The following is an 18,071-nucleotide window of genomic DNA, read 5'->3' as shown; positions in this document are numbered from 1 at the left end:
CCGGGGGAAGGCTGACGTCGAAGGCCTCATCGGCGCGGTGCGTCGGGCCTTGCCGCCGCGGCATCGGTCATTCCCGTCCGACCGCCTGCGCCGCGCGGTGGGCACGGTGAGCGGCACGCCGCTGGTCGCGACCGGGAGCGGCGGTCGCGCCGAGGCGGCGTTCCCGGCCGACGGGGCGCAGGCGGACGTGGGCGTCCAGGCCGCCGCCGGGGGCGGCGTTGAGGGTGATCGCTCCTCCGGAGGCGTCGACCAGGTGGCGGACGATGGGAAGGCCCAGGCCGGTGCCGTCGTGGTGGGAGTCGGAGGCGCGCCAGAAGCGGTCGAAGGCGCGTTCCCGGTCGGCCGGGGACATGCCGGGGCCCTGGTCGACGACATGGAGGTCGCTACCGGGGGCGCGGTGCAGGGTGATGGTGGTGCCGGGCGGAGAGACGCGCAGGGCGTTGGCGAGGAGGTTGTCGATGATCTGCTCCAGTGCCCCGGGGATGGCCCAGACCGCGCCGGACGGCGTACCGGTGACGGTGAGGGTGACGTGCTGTTCGGCGGCGAGTGACTCCCACGTGGTGGCCCGTTCGGCCAGGACGGCGTCCAGATCGGTCGGCTCGGGTGTGGTGGCGGTGTTCTCCAGGCGGGCCAGTGCGAGCAGGCCGTGGACCATGCGGGCGAGCCGCTCGACCTCGCCGATGGTCTCGTCGAGGGCGGCGTGAGCGCGCGCGTCGAGGTGGGGCTCGAAGTTCTCCAGCCGCAGCCGCAGCGAGGTCAGCGGCGTCTTGAGCTGGTGGGAGGCTTCGGCGGCGAATCCGTGCTGGGCTTCGAGCAGATGCTGAAGCCGCGTCGCGGTACGGGTGAAGGACGCGGCCAGACTGCGCAGTTCGGGCGGCCCGCTGGTGGCGTCGGGCGGGTTGGCCAGGTGGCCGCCGGCGAGCTGGGCGGTGGCGCGCTCCAGGGCGCGCAGCGGGCGGGTGATCCAGCGGGCGAGGCTGAACGCCAGGAGGGCCACGGCTGCCAGGATGCACGCTCCGGCGAGCGCGAGGGTCGCCCAGATGCGGTGCTCGCGGTCGGTGACCATTGTCATCGGGTACGTCACTCGCAGAGCGCCGCGAATGGTGGTTCCGGAGGAGCCGGGCATGGTCGCCGCCAGGACGTCGTCACCGCTGCTCGTGTCCGTGCGGGTCGCGACGTTGGCCTGGTTGCGCAGGGCCGCGGCGATGTCCGGCTGCCCGGAGAGGTCGGTTCCGCCTGCGGTGGTGCCCGCGGAGTCGGTCAGCAGCCGGCCGTCACGGTCGACGACCACGACCCGGGCGCCGGTGTCGTCGGCATACTCCCGGGCCAGCTCGGGCAGAGCCTCGAGATCGCCCTTTTCGATGTTCTCCTCGGCGGCTTCGGCCAGCATCGAAGCGTCCCGTTCGACGCTCTGGGAGAAGCGGGACTCCTCCCCGCGGGCGTAGAGGTAGCCAAGAGGTATCTCCAGAACGGCCAGCACCAACAGGGTCAACGCGAGGTAGCTGAGCATCAGGCGCCGGGTCATGACACCCCCTCACCAGGCCCCGTCTCGTCGTGGTCGCCGGGCACGGTGAGCCGAAAGCCGACTCCGCGCGCGGTGATTATCCACGCGGGGTCCCCGAGTTTGCGGCGCAGGGCGGCGACATGTGCGTCGAGGGTCTTGGTGGGGCCGAAGAAGTGCGGGTCCCACACCGCGTCCATGATCTGCTGCCGCGACAGCACGGCGCCGGCGTCCTGGGCCAGGTAGGCCAGCAGATCGAACTCACGTGGGGAAAGGGCTATGCCGCGGCCTTCGAGATGGACCTGCCGGGTGCGTCGGTCGATCTCCAGCGGTCCCAGCCGTTGCGGTGCGGCGGCCGACGGCGGGGACGCGGGCGGCGTCCGAGCCGCCGCGAGTGCATCTGCCGCGTCCGGCAGCGCCGTCAGGGTGCCCGTGCGACGGGTGACCGCCCGGATCCGGGCCACCAACTCCCGTACGCCGAACGGCTTGGCGAGATAGTCGTCCGCTCCCAGCTCCAGTCCGACGACCCGGTCCGCTTCCTCCCCCCGGGCTGTGATCATGATGATGGGGATCGCCGACCGGGCCCGCAGCCCGCGGCAGACGTCCAGGCCGTCCATGTCCGGCAGCCCCAGATCCAGCAGGACCAGGTCGGGTGTCTCACCGGTGGCGGCGAGCCCGGCGGCGCCCGTGCGCACCCGGTCGACGCTGAACCCGTACCGACCGAGCCCTTCGGTGAGGGGACCCGCGATCCGGTCGTCGTCTTCGATCAGTAGCAGCCGCATGGCGACAGGCTCGCACAGCGGTGCGGCAGGAGCCGAAGTGTTCATCACAACCCGCTGGGAGCCAGGGAGAATGGACGATGTGACAGGTCTGCCGGAGCAGAGGAAGCCCTCCGGCCGATCCCGGCGGGAGTGAGGGATCGGCCGGACGGCGGTTCAGCCGCCGTTCTCGGTCTCCTCGGCGGCCTCCTGCTTGGTGCCGCTGACGGTGTAGCTCTTGTCCAGGTAGACCTCCACGGTCGTACCGTCGGACTTCTTGATCTCCACCGCGTACATGCCGGGCTTCTCGGTGTCGTTCTCGGACTTCAGTACCGTGCCCGGGTACTTGGCGAGCGCCGCGGCCTCGGCCTTCTGCTTGATCTCACCGGTCAGCGGGGTCTCCTTCTCCTCGCCGGCCTCCTCTCCCCCCTTCCCGGCCGCCTGAGCGTCTCCGGCGCTCTGCTCCGACTGCTGAGTGTCCGCGGCCTTGGAGCTCTCGGAGTCGGACCCTCCGCCACAGGCCACCAGGGCGAACATCAACACGGCAGCGGGAGCGGCGAGCAGGGCACGACGAGGGGATACAGACATCGGCGTCTCCAGAAGATCGGGTCGGAGTCCGACGGTCGGACCACCGGGGGACACCGACGACCCTAGAAAGACGCCCTCCAGGGCAAGGCCGGCAAGCGACAGCAACAGACCAGCGAAACGCCAATCTTTCGCCATCGTCCGGATGCGGTGACGGGGATGTCCGGGTACCGCGGCCGAGTAGAGTGACGGAATGCCGTACACCGCTTCACGTCTCGTCGCCGAGGGGCCCCGGGTGGGCATACGGCACTTCACCCAGGAGGACGGCGCCGAGTTCGTCGCGCGGGTGCGGGAGAGCAAGGACCTGCACCACCCGTGGCTGTTCCCGCCCGACACCGCGAGGGCCTACGCGGCGTACGCGGGGCGGCTGATCGAGGACCCGGCGAAGGCCGGGTTCCTCGTCTGCGAGAAGGACGGCGGCATCGCCGGATTCGTCAACATCAACAACATCGTCGGGGGCGCCTTCCAGTCCGGCGCCCTGGGATACGGAGCCTTCGCGCACGCGGCCGGGCGCGGACTGATGCGCGAAGGGCTGGACCTGGTCGTCGGACACGCCTTCGGCCCGATGGGGCTGCACCGCCTGGAGATCAACGTCCAGCCGCGCAACACCGCCTCGATCGCCCTGGCCCGGGCGTGCGGATTCCGCCTGGAGGGCTTCTCGCCCGACATGCTGTACATCGACGGCGCGTGGCGGGACCACGAGCGGTGGGCGATCACCGCCGAGATGCGGAGGTGAGCCCCGCGCGGGCCTTTGCGCAATCCTGACCGGCAGCGCCCCTGGTCAGCTCACCGGGGACCGGGTTCCATGGTCATCGTGACGACGATCCGACGTGAGGTACTGACGCTGCCCGCCGCCGAGTTGGGTCCGGACAATCCGCTGCCCCCGCTCAGGCCGCTCGACGAGGTGCACCACATCGAGGACCGGGACCGGCAGGACCTGCCCCGCGACATGGCCCGGCAGGTCGGGTACGCCCCCCTGAACAGCCTGCTCCCGGTGCGGATCCGCGACGGTTACGGCAGAACACGCGAACCCCGCCCGATCGACGCCCTGGTCCTGGAGAACGACCGGCTGCGCGCCACCGTCCTGCCGGGCCTCGGCGGCCGGGTCGCCTCCCTCGTCCACCGGCCCACCGGCCGCGAACTCCTCTACCGCAACCCGGTGTTGCAGCCGGCCAACTTCGCCCTCAACGGCGCCTGGTTCTCCGGCGGCATCGAGTGGAACATCGGCGCGACCGGTCACACCCCCCTCTCCTGCGCACCCCTGCACGCGGCCCGCGTCCCCGCGCCCGGCGGCGGGGAGATGCTGCGCCTGTGGGAGTGGGACCGGCTGCGCGACCTGCCCTTCCAGATCGACCTGTGGCTGCCCGAGGGCTCGGACTTCCTCCTCGTCGGCGTCCGCGTCCGCAATCCGCACGAGCACCCGGTGCCCACCTACTGGTGGTCCAACATCGCCGTCCCCGAGCAGCGCCGGGTCCTCGCCCCCGCCACCGAGGCCTGGCTCTTCGGTTACGAACGCAGTCTGCAGCGGGTCCCGGTCCCCGCCCACGACGGCGTCGACCGCACGTATCCGCCGAACAGCACCTACGCCGCCGACTACTTCTACGAGGTGCCCGACGGGCGCCGCCGCTGGATCGCCGCGCTCGACGAGCACGGCGAGGGGCTGGTGCAGACGTCGACCGATGTGCTGCGCGGCCGCAAGCTGTTCGTCTGGGGCAGCGGCCCCGGCGGGCGGAGCTGGCAGCGGTGGCTCACCGAGCCCGGCACCGGAGGCTACTGCGAGATCCAGGCCGGACTCGCCCGCACCCAGCTGGAACACGTCCGGCTGGAGGCGGAGAGCGAGGTGGCCTGGCTGGAGGCGTACGGGCCGCTCGCCGGGCCGCCGCCGGCCGGGGAGTGGGACACCGTCGTACGGCGGACCGAGGCGCGTCTCGAAGCCGTCCTGCCGCGCGCCGACGTCGAGGCCGCCTACGAGGCGTGGCGGGCGCACGCCGACGCCGAACCCGGCGAGATCCTCGCCACCGGCTCCGGCTGGGGCGCGCTCGAAGTGCTGCACGGTGACCTGAAGCTGCCCGGAACCCCCTTCCCCGCCGCCACCCTCGGCGAGGCCCAGGCGCCCTGGCGGGAACTGCTGCGCACCGGTACCTTCCCGGAGCCGCGCCGGGCCGCTCCGCCCGGACAGACGCTCGTCGCCCCGCACTGGCGGGACATGCTGGAGACGGCGCCCGCCACCCCGCTCACCGAGTACCACCTCGGCGTGGCCCAGTGGCACGCCGGCGACCGGGCGCAGGCGGTGCGCAGTTGGGAGCGTGCCCTTGAACTCGCGCCGTCCCTCTGGCCGTTGCTGCGCTGCCTCGCCGTCGCCGACCAGGAGTCCGGCCACCACGAGCGCGCCGCGGAACGCTACGTCGAGGCCTTCGACGACCTGTGCGCCGAACGGCGCGACGACGGCGAACGGTGGACGGCGGCCACCGCCGCACTCGGCCGGGAGGCCATCGAGGCGCTGCTGAGGGTCCGGCGCCCCGCGGACGCGCGCGCCGTCTGGGAGCGGCTGCACCCCGCGACCCGGGCGCGCGGCCGGTTCCGGCTGATCGAGGCCGAGCTGCTGCTCGCCGAGGGCCGGCCCGAGCAGGCGCGGGCCGTCTTCGACGAGGGCTTCGAGGTCGCCGACCTGCGGGAGGGGGACGAGCGGATCGGCCGGGTGTGGGAGCGGGCCGGCGGCGGAGACCTGCCGGAGCGCTACGACTTCCGGATGCGCCCGTCCCTCCGAGGGGACGGGGACTGACGGGGGGATTGACGGGGGCTGACGGGGGAGCGGGCGCGCGGCCGCCGGGCGGGGGGCGCCTCCGCCCGGCCCGGCCGATCGCCGGAAACGATCTCCTTCCGGGCCGCCCGCAACTACTCTCGTCCGCATGGAGATTCTCGGAGCCACGCTGCGCGTCTGCGTCGACGATCTGGAGACCGCGGTCCCCTTCTACGAACGTCTCGCTGGCGGCACTGCGCTCCGCTTCGAGCGCGGCGGCGTGCAGGTGGCCGCGGTCGGCTGCTTCCTGCTGATGAGCGGCCCCGAGGCCGAGCTGGAGGTCCTGCGCAAGGTGGCCGCGACGATCGCCGTGGAGGACGTCGACGAGGCCCACCGGGTGCTGACCGAGCTGGGTGCCCATGTCGTCGCGGGCCCGGTCCCGACGCCCGTGGGCCGCAACCTGATCGCCATGCATCCGGACGGCGCGGTGTACGAGTATGTGGACCGCCGCGCCTGACGCAGCCGCCCCCGCCCGGACGGACCGACGGCGTTACTCGCACGTCTGTACGGGTATGCGAAGGGTATGGAGCGCTCGGATCATCTGCAGCATCTCGACAAGCACCTGGTCGACCAGCTGGCGCAGGTGGCACGCGAGGCCGTGCGCGACGAGCTGAGCCGGCAGGCCCGTGAACGGCGCCGCTCGGCCACGCTGTACGCCGCGTCCGGCGCCGCCGCCCTCTACGCGGGCGCGTCCCTCGCACTTGCCCTCGGACTGGTCCTGGCCATCGGCCTGCCCGGCTGGGTGGCCGCCCTGATCACGGCGGTGATCCTGGCCGGCGTCGCCTACGCGCTGCGCAACGCCGCCCGGCCCTCCGCCGCCGGATACGCGTCGTCGGCGCCGGCCCCCGGGCCCGCCGCCGAAACGGCGGCCGGACCGGCCGCCGGGCCGGGCCGTGCCCCCGGCGCCACGGCACCGGCCGGACCGCACGCCGCGGCGGGCGGCGCGCCCGTCCCGCCGAAGCCGCCCGTCGCCCCCGGCGAGGCCGCCGTACGGCCGCCGCGCCCGGACATCATCGACCCGGAGACACCGCACCACCGCGCGTGACGCCCAGCGCCGGAGCGCGTCACGCCCAGCGCATGACGCGCAGCGCGTGAAGGAAGAAGGACTGGACGCGACGCCATGCCCGTGACGCGCCGAAGCAAGGCGCGCGGGCGCGGAAGACGGGACCGCCGTGTCTGGCGCGCCGCCGTGTTTGCCGCGCCGTCGTGTCTGGCGCACCCCCGTGTCTGCCGCACCCCCGTGTCTGGCGCGCCGTCGTGTCTGGCGCACCCCCGTGTTTGGCGCGCCGTCGTGTCTGGCGCACCCCCGTGTTTGGCGCGCCGTCGTGTTTGGCGCGCCGTCGTGTCTGGCGCACCCCCGTGTCTGCCGCGCCGTCGTGTTTGGCGCGCCGTCGTGTCTGGCGCACCCCCGTGTCTGCAGCGCCGTCGTGTCTGGCGCACCCCCGTGTCTGCCGCACCGTCGTGTCTGGCGCACCCCCGTGTCTGCCGCACCGTCGTGTCTGGCGCACCCCCGTGTCTGCCGCACCCCCGTGTCTGCCGCGCCGCCGCGCCTGGCGCGCCCCCGCGTCTGGCCGCGCCGCCGTGCCTGCCGCACGGTCCCGCCTGCGCACCGGCGAAGGAGCCGTGACACCCCCGCCGGTGTCACGGCTCCTTTTCGCGGCCGGCGCCCCGCCGCCCCGTGTTTGCGCCCCCGGCCCCTGGGGACGCGGAAAGCTCCGACCGGGTACGCGACAGCGTGGGGAGGCGAACCGTGAGTCGACCCCGCATCGTGATCGTCGGTGCCGGTTTCGCCGGATACCGGACGGCCCGCACCCTGTCCCGGATGGCCCGGGGCAAGGCCGAGATCACCCTGCTCAACCCGACCGACTACTTCCTGTACCTGCCCCTGCTGCCCCAGGTCGCCGTGGGAATCCTGGAGCCGCGCCGGGTCACCGTCTCCCTCTCCGGCACCCTGCGCCGCGTACGCCTGGTCCTCGGTGAGGCCGACGGCATCGACCTCGACGCGCGCACCGTGCACTTCACCGACCCCGAGGGCACCGCCGGCACCCTGACGTACGACCGGCTGGTGCTCGCCGCGGGCAGCGTGAACAAGCTGCTGCCGATCCCCGGGGTCGCCGAGCACGCACACGGCTTCCGGGGCCTGCCCGAGGCCCTCTACCTGCGCGACCACATCACCCGCCAGGTGGAGCTCGCCGCCCCGGCGGACGACCCCGGCACCTGTGCCGCCCGGTGCACCTTCGTCGTGGTCGGGGCCGGGTACACGGGGACCGAAGTCGCCGCGCAGGGGCAGATGTTCACCGACGAGCTGGTGCGCGGCCACCCGCTGCGGACCGGTCTGCGGCCCCGGTGGCTGCTGCTGGACATCGCCGGGCGCGTCCTGCCCGAACTGGACGAACGGCTCTCGCGCACCGCCGCCGACGTGCTGCGCCGCCGGGGCGTCGACGTGCGGACGGGCACCTCCGTGAAGGAGGCCACCTCCCGGGGGGTGCTGCTGACGGACGGCGAGTTCGTCGACACCCGGACCCTGGTGTGGTGCGTGGGCGTGCGGCCCGACCCGCTCGCCGATTCCCTCGGGCTGCCGATGGAGCGCGGCCGGCTGCTCGTGGAACCGACGCTGCAGGTGCCGGGACGTCCCGAGGTGTTCGCCTGCGGTGACGCCGCGGCCGTGCCGGATCTGGAGAGGCCCGGCGAGTACACCCCGATGACGGCCCAGCACGCCTGGCGGCAGGGTAGGACGGCCGCGCACAACGTCGCCGCCTCGCTCGGTGCCGGCGAGCCGCGGCCGTACCGCCATCGCGACCTCGGCTTCCTCGTGGACCTCGGCGGGGTGCGGGCCGCCGCCAACCCGCTCGGCGTGGTGCTCTCCGGCCCCCTGGCGGGCGCGGTCACCCGCGGGTACCACCTCGCGGCCATGCCGGGCAACCGCGTCCGGGTGGCCGCGGACTGGCTGCTCGACGCCGTACTGCCGCGCCAGGCCGTCCAGTTGGGGCTCGTTCGGTCCTGGTCGGTGCCGCTGGACACGGCCTCCCCGGAGTCGGCCCGCCTGCCGGGCCGGCACCCGCCGGGCCGACCGGACCAATCACGTGAGCCCGGCCCCGAACCCCCCGCCTCACCCCGACCTCGACCCCGAACCGCCGAAGGAGACCCATGAACACCGCCGAACTCGTCGACCTCGGGCAGCAACTGCGCGTGGACAGCGTGCGGGCCGCCGCAGCGGCGGGCTCCGGCCACCCGACGTCCTCCATGTCCGCCGCGGACCTGGTGGCCGTCCTGCTGGCCAACCACCTCCGCTACGACTTCGGCCGCCCCGACCACCCGGGCAACGACCGCTTCGTCCTGTCCAAGGGACACGCCTCACCCCTGCTCTACTCCGCCTACAAGGCGGCCGGCGCCATCGACGACGAGGAACTGCTGACCTTCCGCAAGCTGGGCAGCCGCCTCGAAGGCCACCCCACGCCCCGGCGGCTCCCGTGGGTGGAGACGGCGACCGGCTCGCTCGGGCAGGGCCTGCCGATCGGCGTCGGCATCGCGCTGGCCGGCAAGCGGCTGGACCACGCCGACTACCGGGTGTGGGTGCTGTGCGGCGACAGCGAGATGGCCGAGGGCTCGATCTGGGAGGCCGCCGAGCACGCCGGTCACGAGCGGCTGGACAACCTGACCGTGGTCGTCGACGTCAACCGGCTCGGCCAGCGCGGACCCACCCGGCACGGCCACGACCTCGACGCCTATGCCCGCCGTTTCCGCGCCTTCGACTGGCACACGATCGAGATCGACGGGCACGACGTGGACGCCGTCGACCGCGCCTACGGCGAGGCGATCTCCACCAACGGCCAGCCCACCGCGATCCTTGCCCGCACCCTCAAGGGCAGGGGCGTCGCGGCCACCGAGGACCGCGAGGGACTGCACGGCAAGCCGCTGAAGGACCCCGACGAGGCGATCGAGGAGCTCGGCGGCGAGCGAGACCTGCGCGTCACGGTGCACGGGCCGCCGTCGGTGCGGTCGCTGCACGCGGTCGGCGACGGCAGCCTGGAGCTGCCCCGCTGGGAGAAGGGCGAGGAGGTCGCCACCCGCAACGCCTACGGCCAGGCGCTCGCCGCGCTCGGCACCGCGCGCGGCGACGTCGTCGCGCTCGACGGCGAGGTCGGCGACTCCACGCGCACGGAGTTCTTCGAGAAGGAACACCCCCAGCGCTACTTCGAGTGCTACATCGCCGAGCAGCAGATGGTCGCGGCGGCGGTGGGAATGGCGGCGCGCGGCTGGGTGCCGTACGCCTCCACGTTCGCGGCCTTCCTCACCCGCGCCCACGACTTCGTGCGCATGGCCTCCGTCAGCGGCTCCGGCATCAACCTGAACGGCTCCCACGCGGGCGTCGCCATCGGGCAGGACGGTCCCAGTCAGATGGGCCTCGAGGACCTGGCGATGATGCGCGCGGTCCACGGCTCGACCGTGCTGTACCCGTGCGACGCCAACCAGACCGCGCGGCTGGTCGCCGCCATGGCCGACCTGGACGGCGTCCGGTATCTGCGCACCTCGCGCGGCGAGAGCACGGTGCTCTACGGCCCGGACGAGGAGTTCCCCGTCGGCGGCAGCAAGGTACTGCGCTCCTCCGGCCGGGACCGGCTGACGATCGTCGCCGCCGGAGTGACCGTCTTCGAGGCGCTCGCGGCCGCGGACGCCCTCGCCCGGGAGGACATCCCGGTCCGGGTGATCGACCTGTACTCGGTCAAGCCGGTCGACCGCGCCACGCTCCGGCGGGCCGCGGAGGAGACCGGGGGTCTGCTCACCGTCGAGGACCACCGGGAGGAGGGCGGCCTCGGCGACGCGGTGCTCGACGCCTTCCTGGACGGGCGCCCGGTGCCGCGTCTGGTGCGGCTCGCGGTCCGTACGATGCCGGGCTCCGCCACGCCCGCCGAGCAGTTGCACGCCGCGGGCATCGACGCCGAGTCGATCGCCGCTTCCGTACGGCTGCTGGTGGAGCAGGCGATGGTGCCGTGAGCGGCGACGAGCGGACCGTCCGGGCCGGCCGCCGCACGGTGACCGTGCACCGGCCGGACAAGGTGCTCTTCCCCGGCGACGGGGACGGCGACGGCGAGGAGAGCGGCGGCGGGGGCGGTGGCGGTGGCGGTGGCGATGAGCGTGGCGGCCACGGCGGCCGTACAGGCGAGGCCAGGGAGTACACCAAGGCCGACCTGGTCGACTACTACCGGTCCGTCGCGCCGTTCCTGCTGCCGCACCTGCGCGGCCGCCCGCTCATGCTGGAGCGGCACCCGGACGGCCTCGGCGGCCCGACGTTCATGCAGAAGAACACCCCGGAGCACTACCCGGACTGGATCACCCGCACCGAGGTCGCCAAGGAGGGCGGTACGGTCGTGCACACCGTCTGCGACGAAACGGCCACCCTCGTGTACCTCGCCGACCAGGCGTGCCTCACCCTGCACCGCTGGCTTTCCCGGTCCGGCCGTGCCGAACGGCCGGACCGGATGGTCTTCGACCTCGATCCGGCCGGCGACGACTTCGCACCGGTGCGTGAGGCGGCCCGGCAGGTGACCGAGCTGCTCGACCGGCTGAGGCTCCCGGCGGCGCCGATGACGACAGGCTCGCGCGGTCTGCACGTGGTCGTGCCGCTCGACGGGCGCGACGACTTCGACACGGTGCGCGTCTTCGCCCGGGACGTCGCCGAGGTGCTCGCCGCGGACCGTCCCGACCGGCTCACCACCGCCGTCCGCAAGCAGGAGCGCGGCGGCCGCCTCTACCTCGACGTGCAGCGCAACGCTTACGCGCAGACCGCCGTCGCCCCCTTCACGGTCCGCGCGCTGTCCGGCGCGCCGGTCGCGGTGCCGATCTCCCGGGACCAGCTCGACGATCCGGACCTCGGCCCGCGCCGCTGGACCGTCGAGAACGCAGTCGACCAGGCCCGGACCCGCCCCTGGGCCGACCTCATGAGCCGGGGGCGCGCCCTGGGCCCGGCGCGGCGCCGGCTCGACGCGCTGCGCCACCGATGATCGCACGCCCGAGACCCAGGCGCCGGCGACCGACGTGAAAGACGCCTGCACCCATGGATGTTTGGCCGACGAACCTGCGGCCACACGGAAGGGAGAGGTGGTCATGTCGAACACAAACAACACGGAAGAATCGCAAGATTCACCGAGGCAACAGAAATCCCAGGGGTCGGGAACGCGGGCCCGCAAGACCGCGGCCCCCCGTCCGCCGCGGCCCATGGAGGTGCTGCGCGAGGCGCGTGCCCAGCTCGCCGAGCTGACCGGCATGACCGCCGAGTCCGTCTCGTCGTTCGAGCGGACGGAGGACGGCTGGTCGCTCGAGGTCGAGGTCCTGGAGCTCGAGCGTGTGCCCGACACGATGAGCCTGATGGCGACCTACCAGGTCGAACTCGACTCCGAGGGAATGCTCACCGGCTACCGGCGGGTCCGCAGATACGAGCGAGGGCGTGCCGACACACGCCGATAGGCGACCGGTGCCCGCGCGGTCGCATGCACAGAAATTTCCGTACACAGACAAGGAGGCGCGGTCGGCATGACCGTTGTTCCGGCACAGACGTCCGGCGGTGGAGGCGGCAGCAGCGGCCTCTACGACGTACTCGAACTCGTCCTCGACAGGGGGCTCGTGATCGACGCGTTCGTCAGGGTTTCCCTGGTCGGTATCGAGATTCTGAAGATCGACGTGCGGGTGGTCGTCGCCAGCGTGGACACGTATCTGCGCTTCGCCGAGGCCTGCAACCGGCTGGACCTGGAGTCCGGCCCGAACAAGAGCCCGGGCCTGCCCGAGATAGTCGGCGAGGTCACCGAGTCCGGAGCGAAGGGCAAGTCCAAGGGGGCGCTGTCCGGCGCCGCCCAGACGGTCTCCGAGGCCTTCAGCCAGGCGCGTGAGGAAGGCTCGGGCGAGTCCCGGCCGCGCGCCCGCAAGAGCACGTCGTCCCGGCGGAAGGAGGAGCAGGAGTGAGCACCTACGTCTACGGGATCACCGCCGCATCGCACCCCTCCCTGCCCGAGGACATGGGGGGAGTCGGTGACCCGCCTCGTCCGATCCGCATCCTGAAGGCGGGCGGGCTGGCGGCGATCGTCAGCGACGCCCCGGAGGGGCTGCGCCCCAAGCGCAGGGACCTCCTCGCCCACCAGACCGTGCTCACCGAGGCGGAGGGCGCCGGCTGTGTGCTGCCGATGCGGTTCGGCAGCGTCGCACCGGACGACGACACGGTCACCGGGGTGCTCGGTGAGCGCGCCGACCACTATCAGGAGCGCCTGCGGGCGCTCGACGGCAAGGTCGAGTACAACGTCAAGGGCAGCCACCTGGAAGACGCGGTGCTGCACCGCGTGATGGCCGAGAACCCGGAGCTGCGCGCCCAGGTCGAGGCCAACCGGCAGTCGGGTGGCGGCGGTTACGACGACAAGATCCGGCTCGGCGAGCTGGTCGCCAACGCGGTGAAGGCCCGGGAGGCCGCGGACGCCGCCGAGGTGCTCCACGTCCTGGAGCCGGCCGCGGCCGCCCTCAGTGAGGGACCGGAGTCCACGGGGTGGCTGGTCAACGCCTCGTTCCTGGTGGACCGGGCCACGGCGGAGGAGTTCCTGGCCGCCGTCGAGCAGGCCCGCAAGGACCTTCCACACGTCGAACTGCGCGTCAACGGGCCGCTGCCGCCCTACAGCTTCGTCGAGCCCGGTCCCGCGCAGCCCGCGGGCACCTCGATCGGCGCGGACGCCGGAGCGGAGTAAAGCCATGGGGCTCATCTCGGAGGTGCTGCTGCTGCCGCTCGCTCCGGCGCGCGGCAGCGCCTGGGTGATCGGAAAGGTAGTCGAGGAGGCCGAGCGCCTCTACTACGACCCCGCCGCGGTCCGGGCCGAACTCGCCCGGCTGGAAGAGCAATTGGACGCGGGGGAGATCACCGAGGAGGAGTTCGACCGCCGGGAGGACGAGCTGCTGGACCGGCTGGAGATCGGCATGCGCGGCGGCGCGGGAACAGGTGAGGGGACGGCACGATGAATCGAACGGGAATCGGCCTCGCGGTAGGGGCCGGATATCTCCTGGGACGTACGAAGAAACTGAAACTCGCCTTCGCTGTGGGTTCCTTGGTGGCCGGCAAGAAGCTGAATCTCAGTCCGAGGATGGTGGGGGAGCTGCTGAACCAGCAGCTCAAGAACAACCCGCAGTTCAAGGAGATCGGGGACCAGCTGCGGCAGGACCTGCGGGGCGTCGGCAAGGCGGCGTCCGGCGCGATGGTCGAGCGGCAGATGAACGCGCTGGCCGACCGGCTGCACGGCCGGACGTCCAAGGTCCGCGACCAGCTCTCGGGCGTCGTGCCGGAGACCGGCGGCGAGCGGGAGTCCGAGGGCGAGCCCGAGGAGGAGTACGAGGAGGAGTACGAGGACCGGGAGGGTCGCGAGGCCGCTGAGGAGCCCGAGGAGGAGCCCGAGGAGGAGCCGGAGGAGGCTCCCGCGAAGAAGGCTGCGGCGAAGAAGACCACGGCGAAGAAGGCCGCCAAGAAGGCACCGGCGCGCAAGGCTCCCGCGAAGAAGGCGGCGGCCAAGAAGGCTCCGGCCAAGAAGACGGCCGCCGCGAAGAAGACGGCCGCGAAGAAGACGGCCGCGACCGGGAGCGCCGCCTCCCGGCGGGCGAAGGGTGGCGGTGACCGATGACCGAGACACTCGGATCCGCGACGTCCGCCGCCGGCAAGGGCGCGGGCAAGGCGAGCCCCCTGAGCGATCTCGCCCACAGTGAGGCCGCCGACCGGCTGAAGGCCGAGGCCCAGGACTTCCTCGCCGCCCAGGCCACCCGGCTGCTGACCGGCGTCGGCCGCAAACTCGGCGAGACCACGGGCAAGCTGACCGACATCGCCGAGGGCAACAGCCCCGGCTTCGCCAAGCTGGCCCTGGAGGGCGGCCGCAAGATCGCCGAAGGCAAGGGCCCGCTGCGCTCCGCCCTGGAGGTCGGGGCCTCCCGCGCCAAGGAGAACGTCATGGGTGCGCTGAAGAACCTGGGGGGCGGCAAGGGCAAGCGCAAGGGCCGCGGGGGCAACAAGCCCACCGTCATCATGGAGTCCATCGACGTCGGCGTGCCGCTGCGCACGGCGTACGACCAGTGGACCCAGTACCAGGACTTCAGCACCTTCGCCAAGGGTGTCAAGAGCGCGAGCCGCGCCGACGACACGACCTCCGACTGGCAGCTGAAGGTCTTCTGGTCCAACCGCAGCTGGAAGGCCAAAACCACCGAGCAGATACCCGACTACCGCATCCAGTGGCAGTCGGAGGGGGCCAAGGGCACCACGAAGGGCGTCGTCTCCTTCCACCCGCTCGGCGACAACCTGACCCGCGTCCTGCTGGTCATGGAGTACTACCCGAGCGGACTGTTCGAGAAGACCGGCAACATCTGGCGCGCCCAGGGCCGCCGGGCCCGGCTCGATCTCAAGCACTTCTCCCGCTTCATCACCATGAAGGGCGAGGCGGAGGACAGTTGGCGCGGAGAGATCCGCGACGGCGAGGTCGTGCGCAGCCACGAGGACGCGGTGGAAGAGGAAGAGCGCGAGCAGGAGGAGGGCGCCTCGGCCGAGGAGGAGCAGGAGGAGCCCGAGGAGGAGTACGAGGAGGGAGAGGAGCCCGAGGAGGAGTACGAGGAGGGAGAGGAGCCCGAGGAGGAAGAGGGCGCCTACGAGGACGAGGAGTCCGAGCCCGAGGGCGAGTACGAGGACGAGGAGAACGCGGAGTACGAGGAGGAGCCCGAGGAGGAGAACGGCGAGCCCGAGGACGAGTACGAGGAAGAGGATGAGGGCGAGTACGCCGGGCACGGGAGCCGTCGATGACGACACCAGGTCGGCTGCCCGATCCGTACGGGTCGGGCAGCGGCGCCAACCTCGCCGACATCCTCGAACGCGTCCTCGACAAGGGCGTCGTCATCGCGGGTGACATCCGCATCAACCTGCTCGACATCGAACTGCTCACGATCAAGCTCCGGCTGATCGTCGCCTCCGTCGACAAGGCGAAGGAGATGGGCATCGACTGGTGGGAGAGCGATCCCGCGCTCTCCTCGCAGGCCCGGCGCGACGAACTCTCCCGGGAGAACGCCGAGTTGCGTGAACGTCTGGCGCGGCTGGAGGAACTGGGCCTGGAACAGGGCCGCGCCCGTGAGGAGGAGGCACCATGACCGGACTGCGGTACGTCTACGCCGTCTGCCGCCCCCTCGGCGCGCCCCTCCAGGCGCAGTTGACGGGGGTGGCCGGCGCGCCGGCGAAGCTGCTCCACCACCACGGGCTGGTCGCCGTCCTCAGCGAGGTGCCGGAGCGGGACTTCGCCGAGGAGCCGCTGCGCGCCCATCTGGAGGACCTGGACTGGCTCGCCGCCACCGCGCGGGCCCACCAGGGGGTGATCGACGCGCTCACCGCCGTCGTCACCCCCCTGCCGCTGCGGCTCGCCACGGTCTTCCACGACGACAGCGGCGTCCGCAGCATGATCGAGGCCCGCGAGGAGCACTTCCTGCGCACCCTGGAGCGGCTGGAGGGGCGCGTGGAGTGGGGGGTCAAGGTCTTCCTGGAGGAGGAGACGCAGGAGAGCGCGGCGGAGCCCGCGCCGAAGGCCACGTCGGGCCGGGACTACCTGCGGCAGCGGCGGCAGCAGACCCGGGCGCACGAGAGCCATTGGCAGAAGGCCGAGCGGTTCGCCACGCATCTGCACGAGACGCTCTCCGCCTTCGCCGAGGACTCCCGGCTGCACGCGCCGCAGAACACGGCCCTGTCCGGCGCCTCGGGGAGGAACGTGCTGAACGCCGCCTACCTCGTCCCGCGCACCCACTCCGAGGAGTTCGTGGAGCTCGTCGACCGCACGAAGGACGACGTACCGGGGCTGCGCGTCGAACTCACCGGCCCCTGGGCCGCCTACTCCTTCGCCCAGGACACCGACCGGGAGGACACTCCTTCGTCCGTCGGGGTGTCCGCGAAGGAGGGGGAGTGACCGTCGTCGAACGGCGTGAGATCGCCCTGGTGGACCTGCTCGACCGGCTGCTGGCCGGGGGAGTGGTGATCAAGGGGGACATCACGCTGCGCATCGCGGACGTCGACCTCGTCCGCATCGACCTGAACGCGCTGATCAGCTCGGTCAACGAGCAAGTTCCGTCTCCCTGGGGTGATTGACGTGGCGTCACCGGCCCGGCACAACCGGCTGGACCTCGAACCCGACACGGTCGAACGCGACCTGGTCAAGCTCGTGCTGACCGTGGTGGAACTGCTGCGCCAGCTCATGGAACGGCAGGCGGTGCGCCGCTTCGACACCGGGGACCTGACGGAGGAGCAGGAGGAACGGATCGGGCTCACGCTCATGCTGCTGGAGGACCGCATGGCCGAACTGCGCGACCGCTACGGTCTGCGGCCCGAGGACCTGAACCTGGATCTGGGACCGCTGGGCCCCCTGCTTCCCCGCGACTGAGACCCGCCTCCCCGCCCGGCACGACCGAGCGGGGGAGGCGGGTCGGGCGTGTCAGGAGTGGCGGATGAGCCGGCGTGCCGTGATCTCAGCGGCCGGACGGCGCGGCCTCCTTGCGGCACAGGATCTCGCCGTGCAGGACGGCGAACCAGCCGTCCTCCCGCCGCCCCCACTCGCGCCAGGCCTCCGACACCGCCCGCAGCTCCCGCTCGGTCGCATGGCCGCCCTCGACGGCGCGCTTCGCGTAGACCGGCGCCAGGGTGCGTTCGGCCCACAGCTCGCTCCACCACTCCCGCTCCCGCGGGGTGGAGAAGGTCCAGGTGCCGGACGTGGCCGTCACGTCCGGCAGACCGGCGCTCAGCGCCCAGGACCGCAGCCGGCGCCCCGCGTCGGGCTCGCCGCCGTTGGCGCGGGCCACCCGTCGGTACAGGTCCAGCCAGGCGTCCATCCCAGGCACCTCGGGATACCAGGTCATCGCCGCGTAGTCCCCGTCGCGCGCGGCGACGAAGCCGCCCGGCCTCGTCACCCGCTTCATCTCGCGCAGCGCCTGCACGGGGTCGCCCACGTGCTGCAGCACCTGGTGGGCGTGGACGACGCAGAACGTGTCGTCCGGGTAGTCCAGGGCGTGGACGTCCGCGACCGCGAAGTCGACGTTGGCCAGCCCCCGTTCGGATGCCGTGGCCCGGGCCCGCTCCAGGATGCCGGGTACCCGGTCGACACCCGTGACGTGCCCGTCGGGGACCAGCTCCGCCAGATCGGCGGTGATGGTGCCCGGGCCGCAGCCGATGTCCAGGATCCGCATGTGGGGCTTGAGCGAACCGAGCAGGTAGGCGGCCGAGTTGGCGGCGGTGCGCCAGGTGTGGGAACGCAGCACGGACGCGTGGTGCCCGTGCGTGTAGACGGCGGTCTCCCTCGGCTTCGGCATGGCTGTGCCCCTTCTGTCGTACCGGTCACCTCGTACCGGCCTGCGGGAACCCGCGGGCCCCGGGACGGTGAGGATCACGGTACGC

At 72.6% G+C, this 18,071-nt stretch carries 21 protein-coding genes; 17 read left to right on the top strand and 4 right to left on the bottom strand.

The window, feature by feature from the left end:
* Nucleotides 1-67: 67 nt before the first annotated feature.
* From ACIQ9G_RS16080 to ACIQ9G_RS16070, 3 genes are all read right to left on the bottom strand, one after another.
* Nucleotides 68-1,525, bottom strand: a complete 1,458-nt coding sequence (locus ACIQ9G_RS16080) for an ATP-binding protein (RefSeq protein ID WP_403609272.1) — start codon at nucleotides 1,523-1,525, stop codon at nucleotides 68-70.
* The gene (locus tag ACIQ9G_RS16075) at nucleotides 1,522-2,283 is read right to left on the bottom strand and encodes a response regulator transcription factor (protein WP_403609270.1); all 762 of its coding nucleotides are present in this window, start codon (nucleotides 2,281-2,283) and stop codon (nucleotides 1,522-1,524) included. Before ACIQ9G_RS16075 ends, ACIQ9G_RS16080 begins: the two co-directional genes overlap by 4 nt.
* Nucleotides 2,284-2,436: 153 nt before the next feature.
* Nucleotides 2,437-2,847, bottom strand: coding sequence for a PepSY domain-containing protein (locus ACIQ9G_RS16070; protein WP_403609268.1), 411 nt, complete (start codon nucleotides 2,845-2,847; stop codon nucleotides 2,437-2,439).
* A gap of 190 nt (nucleotides 2,848-3,037) precedes the next feature.
* Between ACIQ9G_RS16070 and ACIQ9G_RS16065 the strand changes: the two genes are divergently transcribed.
* The 17 genes from ACIQ9G_RS16065 to ACIQ9G_RS15985 all read left to right on the top strand — a co-directional run bounded on the left by ACIQ9G_RS16065 (nucleotide 3,038) and on the right by ACIQ9G_RS15985 (nucleotide 17,064).
* Nucleotides 3,038-3,580: a GNAT family N-acetyltransferase gene (locus ACIQ9G_RS16065; RefSeq protein ID WP_403609265.1), complete on the top strand. Its 543-nt coding sequence runs from the start codon at nucleotides 3,038-3,040 to the stop codon at nucleotides 3,578-3,580.
* A gap of 69 nt (nucleotides 3,581-3,649) precedes the next feature.
* Nucleotides 3,650-5,626 (top strand): DUF5107 domain-containing protein, encoded by a 1,977-nt coding sequence (locus tag ACIQ9G_RS16060; RefSeq protein WP_403609262.1) that lies wholly within the window; start codon nucleotides 3,650-3,652, stop codon nucleotides 5,624-5,626.
* Between the two features lie 127 nt (nucleotides 5,627-5,753).
* A complete protein-coding gene (locus tag ACIQ9G_RS16055; protein WP_403609260.1) occupies nucleotides 5,754-6,101 on the top strand; it encodes a VOC family protein in 348 nt (115 codons plus the stop codon).
* Nucleotides 6,102-6,167: 66 nt separating this feature from the next.
* Nucleotides 6,168-6,689 carry a phage holin family protein gene (locus ACIQ9G_RS16050; RefSeq protein ID WP_403609258.1) on the top strand — a complete coding sequence of 174 codons (522 nt, stop codon included), beginning with the start codon at nucleotides 6,168-6,170 and terminating at the stop codon, nucleotides 6,687-6,689.
* Between the two features lie 705 nt (nucleotides 6,690-7,394).
* Nucleotides 7,395-8,795 (top strand): NAD(P)/FAD-dependent oxidoreductase, encoded by a 1,401-nt coding sequence (locus ACIQ9G_RS16045; protein WP_403609256.1) that lies wholly within the window; start codon nucleotides 7,395-7,397, stop codon nucleotides 8,793-8,795.
* The gene (locus tag ACIQ9G_RS16040; RefSeq protein WP_403609254.1) at nucleotides 8,792-10,639 is read left to right on the top strand and encodes a transketolase; all 1,848 of its coding nucleotides are present in this window, start codon (nucleotides 8,792-8,794) and stop codon (nucleotides 10,637-10,639) included. The genes ACIQ9G_RS16045 and ACIQ9G_RS16040 overlap by 4 nt, the downstream gene beginning before the upstream one ends.
* Nucleotides 10,636-11,646, top strand: coding sequence for a non-homologous end-joining DNA ligase (ligD, locus tag ACIQ9G_RS16035; RefSeq protein ID WP_403609252.1), 1,011 nt, complete (start codon nucleotides 10,636-10,638; stop codon nucleotides 11,644-11,646). The genes ACIQ9G_RS16040 and ligD overlap by 4 nt, the downstream gene beginning before the upstream one ends.
* A gap of 103 nt (nucleotides 11,647-11,749) precedes the next feature.
* A complete protein-coding gene (locus ACIQ9G_RS16030) occupies nucleotides 11,750-12,109 on the top strand; it encodes a gas vesicle protein (protein ID WP_403609249.1) in 360 nt (119 codons plus the stop codon).
* Nucleotides 12,110-12,175: 66 nt separating this feature from the next.
* Complete coding sequence (locus ACIQ9G_RS16025) at nucleotides 12,176-12,601, top strand: gas vesicle structural protein GvpA (RefSeq protein WP_403609246.1); 426 nt, start codon at nucleotides 12,176-12,178, stop codon at nucleotides 12,599-12,601.
* Complete coding sequence (locus tag ACIQ9G_RS16020; RefSeq protein ID WP_403609244.1) at nucleotides 12,598-13,368, top strand: GvpL/GvpF family gas vesicle protein; 771 nt, start codon at nucleotides 12,598-12,600, stop codon at nucleotides 13,366-13,368. Before ACIQ9G_RS16025 ends, ACIQ9G_RS16020 begins: the two co-directional genes overlap by 4 nt.
* 4 nt (nucleotides 13,369-13,372) lie before the next feature.
* Nucleotides 13,373-13,636: a gas vesicle protein GvpG gene (locus ACIQ9G_RS16015; protein WP_403609242.1), complete on the top strand. Its 264-nt coding sequence runs from the start codon at nucleotides 13,373-13,375 to the stop codon at nucleotides 13,634-13,636.
* A complete protein-coding gene (locus ACIQ9G_RS16010) occupies nucleotides 13,633-14,289 on the top strand; it encodes a DNA primase (protein WP_356183727.1) in 657 nt (218 codons plus the stop codon). The genes ACIQ9G_RS16015 and ACIQ9G_RS16010 overlap by 4 nt, the downstream gene beginning before the upstream one ends.
* Nucleotides 14,286-15,449 (top strand): SRPBCC family protein, encoded by a 1,164-nt coding sequence (locus tag ACIQ9G_RS16005; protein WP_403609239.1) that lies wholly within the window; start codon nucleotides 14,286-14,288, stop codon nucleotides 15,447-15,449. The genes ACIQ9G_RS16010 and ACIQ9G_RS16005 overlap by 4 nt, the downstream gene beginning before the upstream one ends.
* Nucleotides 15,446-15,790, top strand: a complete 345-nt coding sequence (locus ACIQ9G_RS16000; protein WP_403609237.1) for a gas vesicle protein — start codon at nucleotides 15,446-15,448, stop codon at nucleotides 15,788-15,790. Before ACIQ9G_RS16005 ends, ACIQ9G_RS16000 begins: the two co-directional genes overlap by 4 nt.
* A complete protein-coding gene (locus tag ACIQ9G_RS15995) occupies nucleotides 15,787-16,593 on the top strand; it encodes a GvpL/GvpF family gas vesicle protein (protein ID WP_403609234.1) in 807 nt (268 codons plus the stop codon). The genes ACIQ9G_RS16000 and ACIQ9G_RS15995 overlap by 4 nt, the downstream gene beginning before the upstream one ends.
* Nucleotides 16,590-16,772 (top strand): gas vesicle protein, encoded by a 183-nt coding sequence (locus ACIQ9G_RS15990; RefSeq protein WP_356183716.1) that lies wholly within the window; start codon nucleotides 16,590-16,592, stop codon nucleotides 16,770-16,772. Before ACIQ9G_RS15995 ends, ACIQ9G_RS15990 begins: the two co-directional genes overlap by 4 nt.
* Before the next feature lies 1 nt (nucleotide 16,773).
* Nucleotides 16,774-17,064: a gas vesicle protein K gene (locus ACIQ9G_RS15985; RefSeq protein ID WP_356183713.1), complete on the top strand. Its 291-nt coding sequence runs from the start codon at nucleotides 16,774-16,776 to the stop codon at nucleotides 17,062-17,064.
* An 85-nt stretch (nucleotides 17,065-17,149) separates the two neighbouring features.
* On the opposite strand, the gene ACIQ9G_RS15980 is transcribed toward ACIQ9G_RS15985, so the two are convergent.
* Nucleotides 17,150-17,986, bottom strand: a complete 837-nt coding sequence (locus tag ACIQ9G_RS15980; RefSeq protein WP_403609232.1) for a class I SAM-dependent methyltransferase — start codon at nucleotides 17,984-17,986, stop codon at nucleotides 17,150-17,152.
* Nucleotides 17,987-18,071 lie beyond the last annotated feature (85 nt).

Origin of the sequence: Streptomyces sp. NPDC096152, assembly GCF_044763235.1 — a bacterium.
In the GTDB taxonomy this organism is placed as follows: domain Bacteria; phylum Actinomycetota; class Actinomycetes; order Streptomycetales; family Streptomycetaceae; genus Streptomyces.
The sequence above is the reverse complement of the archived record's forward strand: the minus strand, read 5'-3'. Positions and strand labels throughout refer to the sequence as shown.